At 43.3% G+C, this 14,675-nt stretch carries 15 protein-coding genes; 13 read left to right on the forward strand and 2 right to left on the reverse strand.

The window, feature by feature from the left end:
- Positions 1 to 54 precede the first annotated feature (54 nt).
- Complete coding sequence (gene adiA, locus PR709_RS11565) at positions 55 to 2,331, forward strand: arginine decarboxylase (RefSeq protein ID WP_004923888.1); 2,277 nt, start codon at positions 55 to 57, stop codon at positions 2,329 to 2,331.
- A 47-nt stretch (positions 2,332 to 2,378) separates the two neighbouring features.
- Here adiA and PR709_RS11570 read toward each other — a convergent pair whose 3' ends face one another.
- On the reverse strand, positions 2,379 to 4,316 hold the full coding sequence (locus PR709_RS11570; protein ID WP_004923891.1) for an ABC transporter ATP-binding protein: 1,938 nt from the start codon (positions 4,314 to 4,316) through the stop codon (positions 2,379 to 2,381).
- Positions 4,317 to 4,482: 166 nt separating this feature from the next.
- Here PR709_RS11570 and kefG point away from each other — a divergent pair, with 166 nt between their 5' ends.
- From kefG to slyD, 4 genes are all read left to right on the forward strand, one after another.
- Positions 4,483 to 5,037, forward strand: a complete 555-nt coding sequence (gene kefG, locus PR709_RS11575) for a glutathione-regulated potassium-efflux system ancillary protein KefG (protein WP_004923894.1) — start codon at positions 4,483 to 4,485, stop codon at positions 5,035 to 5,037.
- Positions 5,037 to 6,842 (forward strand): glutathione-regulated potassium-efflux system protein KefB, encoded by a 1,806-nt coding sequence (gene kefB / locus PR709_RS11580; RefSeq protein WP_004923898.1) that lies wholly within the window; start codon positions 5,037 to 5,039, stop codon positions 6,840 to 6,842. Before kefG ends, kefB begins: the two co-directional genes overlap by 1 nt.
- Positions 6,843 to 6,853: 11 nt before the next feature.
- A complete protein-coding gene (locus PR709_RS11585) occupies positions 6,854 to 7,057 on the forward strand; it encodes a YheV family putative zinc ribbon protein (protein WP_004923902.1) in 204 nt (67 codons plus the stop codon).
- Between the two features lie 89 nt (positions 7,058 to 7,146).
- Positions 7,147 to 7,749 carry a peptidylprolyl isomerase gene (gene slyD, locus PR709_RS11590; protein WP_004923903.1) on the forward strand — a complete coding sequence of 201 codons (603 nt, stop codon included), beginning with the start codon at positions 7,147 to 7,149 and terminating at the stop codon, positions 7,747 to 7,749.
- A gap of 69 nt (positions 7,750 to 7,818) precedes the next feature.
- Here slyD and PR709_RS11595 read toward each other — a convergent pair whose 3' ends face one another.
- A complete protein-coding gene (locus PR709_RS11595; RefSeq protein WP_004923904.1) occupies positions 7,819 to 8,040 on the reverse strand; it encodes a SlyX family protein in 222 nt (73 codons plus the stop codon).
- A 210-nt stretch (positions 8,041 to 8,250) separates the two neighbouring features.
- On the opposite strand from PR709_RS11595, the gene fkpA reads away from it, so the two are divergent.
- The 8 genes from fkpA to fusA all read left to right on the forward strand — a co-directional run bounded on the left by fkpA (position 8,251) and on the right by fusA (position 14,597).
- Positions 8,251 to 9,003, forward strand: coding sequence for an FKBP-type peptidyl-prolyl cis-trans isomerase (gene fkpA, locus PR709_RS11600; protein WP_004923907.1), 753 nt, complete (start codon positions 8,251 to 8,253; stop codon positions 9,001 to 9,003).
- Between the two features lie 409 nt (positions 9,004 to 9,412).
- On the forward strand, positions 9,413 to 10,117 hold the full coding sequence (locus PR709_RS11605; RefSeq protein WP_014656963.1) for a helix-turn-helix transcriptional regulator: 705 nt from the start codon (positions 9,413 to 9,415) through the stop codon (positions 10,115 to 10,117).
- The gene (gene tusD, locus PR709_RS11610; protein WP_004923913.1) at positions 10,114 to 10,515 is read left to right on the forward strand and encodes a sulfurtransferase complex subunit TusD; all 402 of its coding nucleotides are present in this window, start codon (positions 10,114 to 10,116) and stop codon (positions 10,513 to 10,515) included. The genes PR709_RS11605 and tusD overlap by 4 nt, the downstream gene beginning before the upstream one ends.
- Before the next feature lie 126 nt (positions 10,516 to 10,641).
- Positions 10,642 to 11,001 carry a sulfurtransferase complex subunit TusC gene (gene tusC / locus PR709_RS11615; protein WP_004923916.1) on the forward strand — a complete coding sequence of 120 codons (360 nt, stop codon included), beginning with the start codon at positions 10,642 to 10,644 and terminating at the stop codon, positions 10,999 to 11,001.
- 20 nt (positions 11,002 to 11,021) lie between these two features.
- On the forward strand, positions 11,022 to 11,309 hold the full coding sequence (tusB, locus tag PR709_RS11620; RefSeq protein WP_004923919.1) for a sulfurtransferase complex subunit TusB: 288 nt from the start codon (positions 11,022 to 11,024) through the stop codon (positions 11,307 to 11,309).
- A 137-nt stretch (positions 11,310 to 11,446) separates the two neighbouring features.
- On the forward strand, positions 11,447 to 11,821 hold the full coding sequence (rpsL, locus tag PR709_RS11625; protein ID WP_004923923.1) for a 30S ribosomal protein S12: 375 nt from the start codon (positions 11,447 to 11,449) through the stop codon (positions 11,819 to 11,821).
- A 98-nt stretch (positions 11,822 to 11,919) separates the two neighbouring features.
- Positions 11,920 to 12,390, forward strand: a complete 471-nt coding sequence (gene rpsG / locus PR709_RS11630; RefSeq protein ID WP_004923925.1) for a 30S ribosomal protein S7 — start codon at positions 11,920 to 11,922, stop codon at positions 12,388 to 12,390.
- A gap of 80 nt (positions 12,391 to 12,470) precedes the next feature.
- On the forward strand, positions 12,471 to 14,597 hold the full coding sequence (fusA, locus tag PR709_RS11635) for an elongation factor G (RefSeq protein WP_004923927.1): 2,127 nt from the start codon (positions 12,471 to 12,473) through the stop codon (positions 14,595 to 14,597).
- Positions 14,598 to 14,675: the final 78 nt, after the last annotated feature.

A 14,675-nucleotide genomic window follows, 5' to 3' on the forward strand; every position in this document is an offset into this window, starting at 1 on the left:
TTAAGACTAATGTAGTGAGTGAATAATTTGACGTAATTTATAGGGGCATTATTAATGAGGGCACTAATTGTTTATACCGAGCTAACGGATAAAGATTCCGTGATTAGCCATGCCGTAGCAAGACTTGCCAGTGAGTTGAATGATGAGCATGTGGAAACTGTCATTATTCGTGACTTTGAAGATGGCCTCGCTTATATCCGTTCAAATACCAGTATTGATTGCTTGTTATACGGTCGCGATATGTCGGATCGTGACGAACAAATCCAAGCACATCGCTTAATTACGCAATTACACCGAAGGCAAGAAGATGTACCGGTTTTCTTGCTTAGTGACCGTGAAGAGGCATTGGTCGCCTTTGACCGCAATATGATGGAGCAAGTTGACGAGTTCGCATGGATATTGGAGGACTCTGCCGACTTTATTGCGGGTCGAGTACTTGCCGCTATCCAACGTTATCGCTCACAACTACTCCCGCCGCTCATGAAAAGCCTCATTAAATACAGTGATGTTCATGAATATTCATGGGCAGCGCCGGGGCACCAAGGAGGTGTTGGTTTTACCAAAACGCCTGCTGGACGTATTTACCATGATTTCTTTGGTGAAAATCTCTTTCGTACAGATATTGGTATTGAACGGGTGGCAGTGGGATCGCTACTGGATCATACCGGTGCATTTGGTGAGTGTGAAAAAAACGCCGCTCGCATTTTTGGCGCCGACCAATCTTATTCCGTGGTGGTCGGTACGTCCGGCTCTAATCGGACAATTATGCAGGCCTGTATGACCGATGATGATGTGGTGGTGATTGACCGTAACTGCCATAAATCGATCGAGCAGGGCTTGATTTTAACGGGAGCAAAACCCGTTTATATGATCCCAAGTCGTAACCGTTACGGTATTATCGGGCCAATTTACCCAAAAGAAATGACCCCAGATGCGATTAAATTTAAAATCGCGGCTAACCCGTTAACGAAAGGTAAAGTAAAGCAAAAACCCGCTTATAGTGTGGTGACTAACTGTACTTATGATGGTGTCTGCTATAACGCACGTAAAGTGCAAGATTTGCTCGATGGCTCTTTAGACCGTATTCATTTTGATGAGGCTTGGTATGGTTACGCGCGCTTTAACCCGCTTTATCGTAACCACTTTGCCATGCGTGACGAAGAGCGGACAGAAAACGAGCCGACTATCTTCGCTACCCATTCCACCCATAAATTACTCAATGCGCTGTCTCAAGCGTCGTTTATTCATGTGCGTAACGGGCGTAACGCCATTGACTTTAATCGTTTTAATCAAGCCTATCTAATGCACTCAACAACCTCACCGCTATATGCTATTTGTGCATCTAATGATATTGCTGCCGACATGATGGACGGCAATAGTGGACGTTCACTGACGGATGAAGTGATCCGAGAATCTATCGACTTTAGGCAATCTTTAGCCTACCTATATAAAGAGTTTCTCAATGATGATGAATGGTTTTTCAAACCTTGGAATCAGGAGATGGTGAAAGACCCCGCAACAGGGAAACGATACGCCTTTGAAGATGCACCTGTTGAATTATTGATGAGGGAACAGAGTTGTTGGGTAATGCACCCTGAAGATAAATGGCATGGTTTTAATGATATTCCTGATAATTGGGCCATGCTAGACCCCATTAAAGTGAGTATTCTTGCTCCCGGTATGGGAGACGATGGAAAGCTGTTAGATACAGGGGTTCCTGCCGCTCTCGTGACAGCATGGCTGAATCACTATGGCATTGTGCCAACAAGAACGACGGATTTCCAAATTATGTTCTTATTCTCCATGGGCATCACCAAAGGAAAATGGGGAACATTAGTTAATACGTTACTTTCCTTTAAACGCCATTATGATAACAACACTGCCTTGAAAAAGGTGTTACCCGAAGTCGTGGCGTCAGCACCTGAAATTTATGGTGAAATGGGGTTACGTGATCTCGGCGATAAAATGTTTGCCTATCTACAAAAAAATAATCCGGGTGCACGATTAAATCAGGCCTATTCGCAATTACCTCAAGTGATGATGACCCCACGCGATGCCTATCAACAAATAGTCGCTAACCGTGTTGAAGCCGTACCCGTTGATCAGCTCATGGGGAGAGTGGCTGCAAACTCGATTATTCCTTATCCACCGGGGATCCCGATGCTCTTATCGGGGGAGAACTTTGGTGATGAAAATAGCCCGCATATTCATTATCTACGGAGTTTACAGGCATGGGATAGTGAATTTCCCGGGTTTGAGCATGAAACAGAAGGAACAGAAATTATTGATGGCCAATATTATGTGATGTGTGTGAAAACATGTGATGAATAAGCGATAAAAGATAGCCCGATATTAAATGGGCTATCTTAATCAAACAATTATGCGTTGGCCTCAAATTCGCTAGTCATGGTTTCAAGCTGCTCTTGCAACTCCATCCACGCCATTTCTACCTCTTCTAATGCGTTTTTTTGCTCCGTTTGCTTTTTCAGGCACTCGGTCAATTCAGCTTTACGCTCTTGCTCATAAATTGCAGCGTCAGATAATGTTGCTTCCAATTCTGCTAGCAGCGCTGAATGTTTCTCCATTTTCTTTTCCAACTCAATCAATTTTTTACGGATAGGCTGAGTTTGTTGACGAAACTCTGCTTCGCGGCGCTTTTGATCTTTCCTATCTTGCGCAGTGACCGTTGCGTTATTGGTTGGTCGCTCTTTTTCTTGCAATTCACGAACCTGCTGCAATTCCAGTTTATTTTGCTCTGCTAGCCATTGCTGGTAATCATCTAAATCACCATCAAAAGGTTCTACTAAACCGTCGTGCACGAGATACAAATCATCCGTTGTTGAGCGTAGTAAGTGCCTATCATGGGAAACGACAACTAATGCACCTTCAAAATCAATTAAAGCTTCTGTTAAGGCTTGGCGCATATCTAAATCAAGATGGTTGGTTGGCTCATCGAGTAGTAACAGATTAGGCCGTTGCCAAACAATCAATGCCAACACTAAGCGTGCTTTTTCCCCTCCAGAAAAACGCCCGCTAGGATCAGTAACTTGATCGCCTTTAAAACCAAACCCTCCCAAATAATCACGTAACTGTTGTTCAGTCTCTTGTGGCGCAATTCGTGCTAGGTGCTGTAAAGGGGATTCATCCGCATGCAAGTACTCAAGCTGATGCTGTGCGAAATAGCCGAGTTTAATCCCTTTCGCTAGCGATACTACGCCTTGCAGAGGCTGCAAATCACCTGCAAGTAGTTTTATCAGTGTCGATTTACCTGCGCCATTACGGCCCAATAAACCAATACGAGAGCCTGGTACTAAATTCAATTTGATTGAGTTTAGGATGACTTTATCACCATAACCCGCGCTGACTTTCTCCATTTTTAATAATGGATTTGGCAAACTCTCTGGCTGGCGGAATGAAAAATGAAACGGATTATCCACATGTGCAGGTGCCACCATTTCCATACGCTCTAACATCTTAATACGGCTTTGTGCTTGTTTCGCTTTGGTGGCTTTTGCTCTAAATCGGTCGATATAACTTTGTAAGTGAGCCGCTTTAGCCTGCTGACTCTCATAGAGAGATTGTTGCTGAGCGAGTTTCGTGGCGCGTTGACGTTCAAATGAGGAGTAGTTGCCCGTATATTCGAACATTGTTTCTTGTTCAATATGCAGCACTTTATCGATAATAGGATCGAGGAAGTCTCGGTCATGAGAAATTAATATTAATGTGCCGGGATAGCTTTTGAGCCATTTTTCTAGCCAAATAACAGCATCTAAATCAAGGTGGTTGGTCGGTTCGTCCAACAGTAAGAGGTCTGAGCGACATAGCAGCGCTTGAGCAAGGTTAAGGCGCATACGCCATCCACCTGAAAAAGATTTTACAGGTTCTTGTAACTGGTTTTGGCTAAAACCTAGGCCATGTAATAGGCTAGAGGCGCGAGAGCGGATGCTCCAAGCATTAATTGCATCAAGTTGACCATGCAAGGCCGCGATTGCATTACCATCATTTTTTTCGTTGGCGAATTGTAGCTGTTGTTCAAGCGCACGAAATTCGCGATCACCATCAATGACATATTCTAGAGCAGGAACATCCAGCGCAGGTGTTTCTTGATTAACCCATGCCAGTGACCATGTGCTGGGAAAGCTAGCTGAGCCTGCTTCTGCTTGTAATTCACCTTTGAGTAACGCAAGCAGTGTGGATTTGCCACAGCCATTTTTCCCCACGAGCCCAACTTTTTGACCGGGGTTAACTGTAGCGGTGGCATTGTCCAGAAGAACACGTACGCCACGGCGAATTTGTAAGGAAGAGAAAACAATCATAGCAGCCGTCAGTTGAAAATATGTTAAATTAAATAATGAATACCCTCAGATTTTCAACAAGCGTATGGCCATATGAAAATGACGGGGCGTAAAAATAAAAGCGCTTTACCAAAAGCTGCATGGTAACGGAAAATGATCCGTCTGACACGCCTTTGAGGAGGGAAAGATGTCAAATAAATTGAAAATACTGGTGCTCTATGCACACCCAGATCCTGATGAATCCGTCGCCAATAAAGCTTTACTCAAAGCCGTTGAGGATTTAGAACATGTCACAATTCATGATCTGTATGCGACGTATCCTGACTATTTTATTGATGTGACGGCAGAGCAAAAATTGTTATGCCAGCACGATATTATTGTATTTCAACACCCACTTTATACCTATAGCTGTCCGGCCTTATTAAAAGAGTGGTTTGATAGGGTATTAACTCGCCGTTTCGCAACGGATATGGGATATCAAAAGCTAAAAGGGAAATATTGGCGTTCCATTATTACTACAGGGGAACCTCAAGAGGCCTATCAATACGGAGGGTATAATCATTACCCTTTGAGCGATATTTTACGGCCTTTTGAATTAACGGCAGCGATGTGTGATATGCAATGGTTAGAGCCAAGTGTGATTTATGCAGCACGTCGGCAAGATAAAAAACAGTTACAACAGATTATTGCGGGATATCGCGAATGGATTCAACAGCCGCTACAAATTGGGGGGCTATCCTAATGGGGCAACTCGATATCTTTGAATCTGTGATTATTTTCTTGTGTGCTGGTGTAGTGATGGTGCCCATCGCACAAAAAATTCGTTTAGGGGCGGTACTGGGTTACCTTCTCGCAGGGATTGTGATCGGGCCATTTGTATTTGGCTTTATCCATAACGTTGACGATATTCTCCATTTCTCAGAAATGGGCGTTGTCTTTTTGATGTTTCTGATTGGATTGGAACTGAAACCATCCAAATTGTGGGAGCTACGCCGCTCAATTTTCGGGGTAGGAACGGCTCAAGTCGTTGTGACGGCTGCTTTAATGGCAGGTTTACTCTTTTTAGCTAAGTTCTCTTGGCAAGCTGCCGTTGTGGGTGGTCTTGGTATGGCGATGTCATCAACCGCAATGGCATTGCAACTAATGAACGAAAAAGGGATGTCCAACAAAGAGAGCGGGCAGCTAGGGTTTTCGGTTTTACTATTCCAAGATATGGCGGTGATCCCGATAATGGCGTTGATCCCACTGTTAGCTGGCGATACAGCAAGTAATGATTGGTATCGTATAGGGATAAAAGTGGTGGCATTCGCTGGCCTTTGGGTTGTAGGACGCTATCTGTTACGCCCAATGTTCCGTCTTGCTGCAAAATCTGGCGTACATGAAATCTTTACCGCAGCGGCATTGCTCGTGGTGCTTGGCTCTGCACTGATTATGGAAAGCCTTGGCTTCTCTATGGCATTAGGTACGTTTATGGCTGGTGTAATGCTGGCGGAAACGGAATTTCGTCATGAATTAGAGATCAATATAGAGCCATTTAAAGGGCTATTATTGGGGCTATTTTTTATCTCAGTAGGGATGTCGTTAAATTTACAAGTCCTTTGGTCATACCTACCGCAAGTTTTGCTTGGGGTGTTGGCTTTAGTCACGGTTAAAGCATTGGTTTTATATATCTTAAGTTGGATAGCAAGATTACGCGGTGGCGCGAGAGCTCAGTTTTCAGGGGTATTAAGCCAAGGTGGTGAATTTGCTTTTGTTATTTTTGCGACCGCCTCTGGGGCAAGCGTGATTGATGAAAGGCAAATGGATTTACTGTTAGTCGTCGTCACCTTGTCTATGATGACGACGCCACTTGTGATGCAGTTGATAGATGCCTACCTCAACTACCGTTATAATCGCCAGCCAACGTCCACGGAGAAGCCCTTTGTGGAAGATAACGACCCACACGTTATTTTGGTTGGCTTTGGGCGGATGGGGCAAGTCGTCGGGCGTTTATTGATGGCGAACAAAGTTAAAATTACGGTACTTGAGCAGGATGTCACGGCAATTAGTACCATGCGCCGTTATGGTTATACGGTGTATTATGGGGATGCGCGCGAATTACAACTGCTACGCTCTGCTGGGGCAGATAAAGCGAAGGCGATTGTGATCACGAGCGATGTTCCCGAAGAGGTCATGGAAATTGTTCATTTATGCCAAGAAAATTTCCCTAACCTGCATATTATTGCTAGAGCGAAAGGGCGCGTTGAAGCCCATGAATTATTGCAAAGCGGCGTTAAAGATTTCAGCCGTGAAACGTTCTCCAGTGCTCTAGAGCTTGGCAGCAAGGCGTTAATCAGTACGGGAATGCACCCTCATAAAGCCTATCGTGCAAAACAGCATTTTAGGCGCTTAGATATGCGGGTATTAAGAGAGATTATCCCTGAAAATGAAGGGGATAGTGGTCAAATTTCCCGTGTGAAAGAGGCTCGTAGAGAATTAAATGAGCTGTTCGAAAAAGAGATGCTTAGAGAGCACCGCCAGCCTCATAGCTGGAATCATGATGAATAAAGGATAGGACAATGTCGTCAACACGTAAGCGATTTATTGCAGGGGCAACATGCCCTAAATGTCAGTCACAAGACACTCTTATGATGTGGCGTGAAGATAAAATTGATGTCGTCGAATGTGTGAATTGTGGGGATCAGCAGCGCCAAGTTGACGATAGTGCAACGCCTCATGTACGCAAGCAGGAACAAGTTATCGGAATTTTTACACCTGAGTAAGAGAATTTTGTCAATTCTCAATACAGCCGTCTTGTTTTCCGGTACAATTAGCAAAATTTTTTCCCCCTCTATGGGTAGTAGGAGATGTCATGAAAGTAGCAAACGATTTGGTAGTCAGCTTGGCTTATCAAGTAAGAACAGAAGACGGTGTTTTAGTTGATGAGTCCCCGGCAAATGCGCCACTCGACTATCTACATGGCCGTGGTTCTTTAATTTCAGGTTTGGAAAAAGCGCTAGAAGGCCGTGCGGTGGGTGATCACTTTGACGTTGAAGTGGCATCAGACGACGCATATGGTCAATACGATGAAAATTTAGTTCAGCGTGTTCCAAAAGATGTGTTTATGGGCGTTGAAGAACTACAAGTTGGTATGCGCTTCTTGGCTGATACAGATATGGGACCAGTGCCAGTTGAAATTACCGGTATTGAAGGTGATGAAGTGATCGTTGATGGTAACCACATGTTGGCTGGTCAAAACCTAAAATTCAATGTTGAGATCATCGCAATTCGTGAAGCAACAGAAGAAGAATTAGCTCATGGTCACGCACATGGCGCTCACGGTCATGATCATGACCATGAAGGGGGTTGCTGTGGCGGTGGTCACGGTCATAGCCATGGCGAAGAAGGTGGTTGCTGTGGTGGTGGCGAAGGTCACGGACATGGTCACAAACACGGCGGTTGTGGCTGCCACTAATTAATCAATATTAAAAAAAGGAAAGCATTGAAATAGCTTTCCTTTTTTGTTTTTATAATGGGTGAAAACTTAATAGTGTGGCGGTGGTGTTTCTTCTTCAGGCCTCGCAAGATGCGAGGATTGTGATGATTTTAGTCTTTCAGCCACAATACGGATATGCTCTTGTAATTTAGACAGTTGCATTTGTTGGTCCGTAATGACTTGGTTGAGCTGTTCTATCGTTACCTCTTGAAAAGCAACTTTGCTTTCCAAAAGCTCAAGGCGTTGTTCAAAAGCGTCCGATGAATCCATTTAGTGGCTCCTTATGGTTTTTCATCATAAAAAAATCATCATAATAACTGAACATTACAAATCAATAGATAAGTTTTAGTTAAAAGGATAGGCGTTGAAACCTCTTTTTGTTAATGTTGTCTAAGTAGTCAATTCTGTTGCTTACTATTCTATACTAAAGATTATGAAGTAAGTAACAACGCATACTTATAATAGATATCGGAGATTAGGATGAAATCACTGTTTAAGGCAAGTCTTCTGGCAACGACATTGGCGCTAGCTTTCGGAGCACCACAAGTTATGGCCGCTGAAACGACAACGAAAGCGCCAACAAGTAGCGCATTTAAATCAGCCGAAGAGCGTAATGCCTATGCGTTAGGGGCATCTTTAGGCCGCTATATGCAAAACTCACTGGATGAGCAGAAAAATATTGGTATCAATTTAGATAAAGCGCAACTGCTTGCAGGCGTTCAAGATGCGTTTAACAACAAAAGTAAAATGACGGATGCAGAAGTTGAAGAAACTTTGCGTCAGTTTGAAGGCCAAGTGAAAGAAGCAGCTGAAAAAAAAATGAAAGATGAGTCAGCGGCTAACGAAAAAGCAGGTGCTGAATATCGTGAAAAATACGCGAAAGAAAAAGGCGTAGTGAAAACGAAATCTGGTCTGTTATACAAAATTGAAAAAGAAGGTACTGGCGCTAAACCTAAAGCAGATGATACCGTTGTTGTTCATTATAAAGGTACATTAGTTGACGGTACTGAGTTCGATAGCTCATATTCACGTAATGAACCTCTGACAATCCCACTGAATTCAGTGATTAAAGGTTGGACCGAAGGTCTAGTTAACGTGAAAAAAGGCGGGAAAATCCAGTTAGTGATCCCTGCAGAACTGGCGTACGGTGAAAATGGTGTTCCAGGTATTCCTGCTAACTCCACACTGGTGTTTGATGTTGAATTGTTAGATATCAAGCCAACAGGCAAATAACTTTTAAGCAGTAGTTTAAAAAACCCAGCATTGTCTGGGTTTTTTACGTTAAGACGGGATCAACTTATTTTTTGCGAAGAAAAAGTTAAACAAGATATAATAAATAATTAGTTGATTATGCTGACATATTTAAGAAAAGCCATCTGGAATTTGATTTCGAATAAGTTTATTGATTATTTGCTAAAAATAATGCTTATTTTGTTTAAAACTTGTGATAAAACAAACTGTCTTGCATGCAATCGCTTGACGGCAGCGCCCCGTAGTTTTAACTTCACTATATAACGTTTTATTATTTCTTCGCCTTATTTACTGACGCTTTATAATGAAATGCAGGCAAAAGCCTCTAACAATTAACGCCTCATTAGTCAGATTGGTGAATTTTCGTACACTTGAAGGATGGTGTTTAAAAATGTCTAACTCAGTACTTTCAAATGATCACAGTGATATTAATTTACTTAATAATGAGCCTTTCACCCAAACCGATCATGAAATTCTAAAATCGTATGAAGCGGCCGTTGATGGCTTAGCTATGTTGATAGGTGCACATTGTGAAATTGTCCTTCATTCTCTGGAAGATTTAAAATGTTCAGCCGTCAGAATAGCCAACGGGCAACATACAGGGCGTAAAATTGGTTCACCAATCACGGATCTTGCATTGCGTATGCTGCATGACATGGCTGATGAAGAATCTAATGTATCAAAAGCCTATTTCACCAAGGCTAAAAGCGGCGATTTAATGAAATCGGTTACGATTGCCATTCGTAACCGCAATCAGCGTGTCATTGGCTTACTGTGTATTAACATGAATCTTGATGTGCCATTCTCAGAAATCATCAAAAGTTTTGTCCCTGAAGAGAAGCAAGATGTGACTTCAGACGTTAACTTTGCCTCCTCAGTCGATGATTTGGTTGCACAAACATTAGAATATACGATTGAAGAAGTTAGCTCTGATCGTAATGTGTCAAATAATGCGAAAAATAAACAGGTTGTCCTGAATCTTTATGAAAAAGGGATTTTTGATATCAAAGATGCGATAAACCAAGTTGCAGATCGCCTAAATATCTCTAAACATACTGTTTATCTCTATATTCGCCAGTTTAAGAGTGGGGAATGAACACACAAACTCTAACATACTGTTTGCTGGTGACCGGGCCTGCTTATGGTACTCAGCAAGCCGCGAGTGCTTACCAATTTGCTCATGCCCTTCTTGAAGAAGGGCATTGTTTAAAAACACTGTTTTTTTACAGTGAAGGTGTTACAAATGCGAATGCGCTCACTTCACCTGCCAATGATGAATTTAATTTAGTGAAAGCATGGCAACAGCTTGCTCAAAAGTCGGGTTGTGAAATGCATATCTGTGTGTCTGCTGCATTGCGCCGTGGTGTGGTCGATAAAGAACAAGCTGAGCTACTCTCCCTTGCTGTCAGTAACCTCGGTGATGGCTTTATCATGAGCGGATTAGGCAGTTTGGCAGAAGCAATGATGACGGCAGATCGTACTATCCGTTTTTAGGGCTTCCTCGTTATACTGCAAAAATAGCATGATATTGCAGTAGAAATGGTGACGTTCGTGGGGGATCCGTGCGAATGATGCCGTTACCTCAATGCCTAGCCGCATTTCGAATTATTTAGAGCAGATATGAAAAAATTCGCTTTTGTTTTTACATCAATGCCTCATGGAAATGCCAGTGGCCGAGAAGGGTTAGATGCCTTATTGGCGACATCAGCACTGACGGAGGATATTTCAGTGTTTTTCTTGTCGGATGGTGTGTGCCAGTTACTGGCAAATCAAAATCCCACTGAAATTTTAGCGCGGGACTATATTTCTACCTTTAAAATTTTGCCGCTTTACGATATCGACAATATTTACATTTGCTCTGATTCTTTAAAGGAAAGAGGAATTTGCGAAGAGAGTCGATGGATTGTGGACGCGAGTGTCATCAATTCGACACAAATTCGCGATAAATTATCCAAATGTGATGTTGTGCTTAAATTTTGATCTGTTGTAGGATCTTTTCTATGCTTTATACTATAGCAACTTCACCTTTTCATTGTGATTTCACGGCCATTTTGCGGCTGATTGCGCCAGATGATGCGGTATTACTGATACAAGACGGTGTGATTGCCGCGGTAAGTCAATCGACTCATTTACGTGAACTGCAACAAAAAGGTGCGCGAGTCTACGCATTAGATGCAGATGTTAATGCCCGCGGCTTGCAGAATATGATTTCAGAGCAGGTGTCTTTAGCCTCATATCGAGATTTTGTACAGCTCACAGTGAGTCATAAACAACATTTTGCCCTATAAAAGGGTTAAAAGTTGTATATTTCTTGACACCTGAGTCAGTCAGCAATAAAATTTCGCGTCCTCGTGTATCGTCATGTTGGCGAACGAGGTCGAAAATCCGTGTTTACGAAGCAAAAAAACCAGGAGCTTTTTTAATAATGGCAACTATTAATCAGCTGGTACGCAAATCACGTAGCTCGAAAGTTGTTAAAAGCAACGTTCCAGCACTGGAAGCTTGCCCGCAAAAACGTGGCGTATGTACTCGTGTATATACCACCACTCCTAAAAAACCAAACTCAGCACTACGTAAAGTATGCCGTGTTCGTTTAACTAATGGTTATGAAGTTTCTTCCTACATCGGTGGTGAAGGCCACAACTTGCAGGAACACTCCGTAATCCTGATCCGTGGCGGTCGTGTTAAAGACTTGCCAGGTGTGCGTTATCACACCGTTCGCGGTGCACTGGACTGCTCTGGTGTTAAAGACCGCAAACAAGCCCGTTCTAAATACGGTGCTAAGAAACCTAAGGCTTAATGGTTCTCCGTTAAGTAAGGCCAAACATTTTTAAACTTAATGTCAAAATACTCGAATCGAGTTTTGGGCAAACCTGAATTAAAAACGGAGTAATATCCATGCCACGTCGTCGCGTAATTGGTCAACGTAAAATTCTTCCAGATCCTAAGTTCGGATCAGAATTACTGGCCAAATTTGTGAACATCCTGATGGTAGACGGGAAAAAATCTACTGCTGAAGCAATCGTATATAACGCGCTTGAGACCCTGGCTCAGCGTTCTGGTAAGAGTGAACTTGATGCATTCGAACTTGCACTAGACAACGTGCGTCCGACTGTGGAAGTTAAATCCCGCCGTGTTGGTGGTTCAACTTACCAAGTTCCTGTAGAAGTTCGTCCGGTTCGTCGTAATGCACTGGCAATGCGTTGGATCGTTGATGCTGCTCGTAAACGCGGTGATAAGTCAATGGCTCTGCGCCTGGCAAACGAATTATCGGATGCAGCTGAAAACAAAGGTTCTGCTGTTAAGAAACGTGAAGACGTTCACCGTATGGCAGAAGCTAATAAGGCGTTCGCTCACTACCGTTGGTAATTTCACCACGTTAGTGTTTCTGAGGGTAGCTTTCTGCTACCCTTTAAATGATGAATTGAACGCCCACGAGAGAGGAAAAAATGGCTCGTCAAACGCCCATATCACGCTATCGTAACATCGGTATCAGTGCACACATCGACGCCGGTAAAACAACAACTTCTGAACGTATTCTGTTTTATACAGGTGTAAACCATAAAATTGGTGAAACTCACGAAGGTTCTGCAACAATGGACTGGATGGAGCAGGAGCAAGAACGTGGTATTACTATCACGTCTGCAGCGACTACTGCATTCTGGTCTGGTATGGCAAAACAATTCGAACCACACCGTATTAACATTATCGACACCCCAGGACACGTTGACTTCACAATCGAAGTAGAACGTTCTATGCGTGTTCTTGATGGTGCGGTCATGGTTTACTGTGCAGTTGGTGGTGTTCAGCCACAGTCTGAAACAGTATGGCGTCAGGCTAACAAATATAAAGTTCCACGTATCGCGTTCGTTAACAAAATGGACCGTATGGGTGCAAACTTCCTGCGTGTTGTTGATCAATTAAAAACACGTTTGGCTGCAAACCCAGTTCCACTTCAACTGCCAGTTGGTGCTGAAGAAGGCTTCACCGGCGTTGTTGACTTGATCAAAATGAAAGCGATCAAGTGGAGCGATGAAGATCAGGGCGTTACCTTCGAATACGAAGATATCCCTGCAAACATGCAAGAACAAGCTGAAGAATGGCATAACTTCCTCGTTGAATCTGCTGCTGAAGCATCAGAAGAACTGATGGAAAAATATTTGGGCGGTGATGAACTATCTGAAGAAGAGATCAAAGCGGCTCTTCGTCAACGCGTTCTTGCAAGCGAAATTATCCTGGTTACCTGTGGTTCTGCATTTAAGAACAAAGGTGTTCAGGCAATGCTGGATGCAGTTATTGAGTACTTACCATCTCCGACAGATGTACCTGCAATCAACGGTATTCTGGATGACGGTAAAGATACTCCAGCGGAACGTCACGCAAGTGACGATGAGCCGTTCTCATCTTTAGCATTTAAAATTGCAACTGACCCGTTCGTTGGTAACCTGACGTTCTTCCGTGTTTACTCTGGTTTTGTTAACTCAGGTGACACTGTACTGAACCCAGTTAAAGCTAAAAAAGAACGTTTTGGTCGTATCGTTCAGATGCACGCTAACAAGCGTGAAGAGATTAAAGAAGTTCGCGCTGGTGACATCGCGGCTGCTATCGGTCTGAAAGACGTTACTACAGGTGATACTCTGTGTGCGGTTGATGCACCAATCATCCTAGAACGTATGGAATTCCCAGAGCCAGTAATCTCTGTTGCAATTGAACCAAAAACTAAAGCTGACCAAGAAAAAATGGGTATCGCATTGGGCCGTCTGGCTCAGGAAGACCCATCATTCCGCGTATCAAGTGATGAAGAAACAGGTCAAACTATCATCGCTGGTATGGGTGAATTGCACTTGGACGTTCTGGTTGACCGTATGCGTCGTGAATTTAAAGTTGAAGCGAACGTTGGTAAACCACAAGTTGCTTACCGTGAAGCTATCACTGCGAAAGTTACTGATATCGAAGGTAAACACGCGAAACAGTCTGGTGGTCGTGGTCAGTACGGTCACGTGGTTATCGATATGTACCCACTTGACAAAAATGATAAAGACGGCGTTCCAATGGATTACGAATTTATCAACGAAATCAAAGGTGGTGTTATCCCTGGTGAATACATCCCTGCCGTTGATAAAGGTATCCAAGAGCAGTTGAAATCTGGCCCACTGGCTGGTTACCCTGTTGTTAACATGGGGATTCGTCTGCACTTTGGTTCTTACCATGATGTTGACTCATCTGAACTGGCATTTAAACTGGCGGCATCAATCGCGTTTAAAGATGGCTTCAAAAAAGCGAAACCTGTTCTGCTTGAGCCAATCATGAAAGTTGAGGTGGAAACACCAGAAGACTACATGGGTGACGTAATTGGTGACTTGAACCGTCGCCGTGGTCTGATTGAAGGTATGGATGACATGGCAACTGGTAAAATTGTCCGTGCACAAGTACCATTGTCAGAAATGTTTGGCTACGCGACTGACCTGCGTTCACAAACGCAAGGTCGTGCTTCATACTCAATGGAGTTCTTGAAGTACAATGAAGCACCAAACAACGTTGCACAAGCTGTTATCGAAGCTCGTAACGCTAAATAATCGGTTTTAATCGATTTAACTACTTTAATTAAGTTCCTTCTTCACAGTGAAGAAGGAACTCCATAAGGAATAGAGTCG

Source organism: Providencia sp. PROV267, assembly GCF_028477825.1.
GTDB classification, from domain to species: Bacteria; Pseudomonadota; Gammaproteobacteria; order Enterobacterales; family Enterobacteriaceae; genus Providencia; species Providencia stuartii.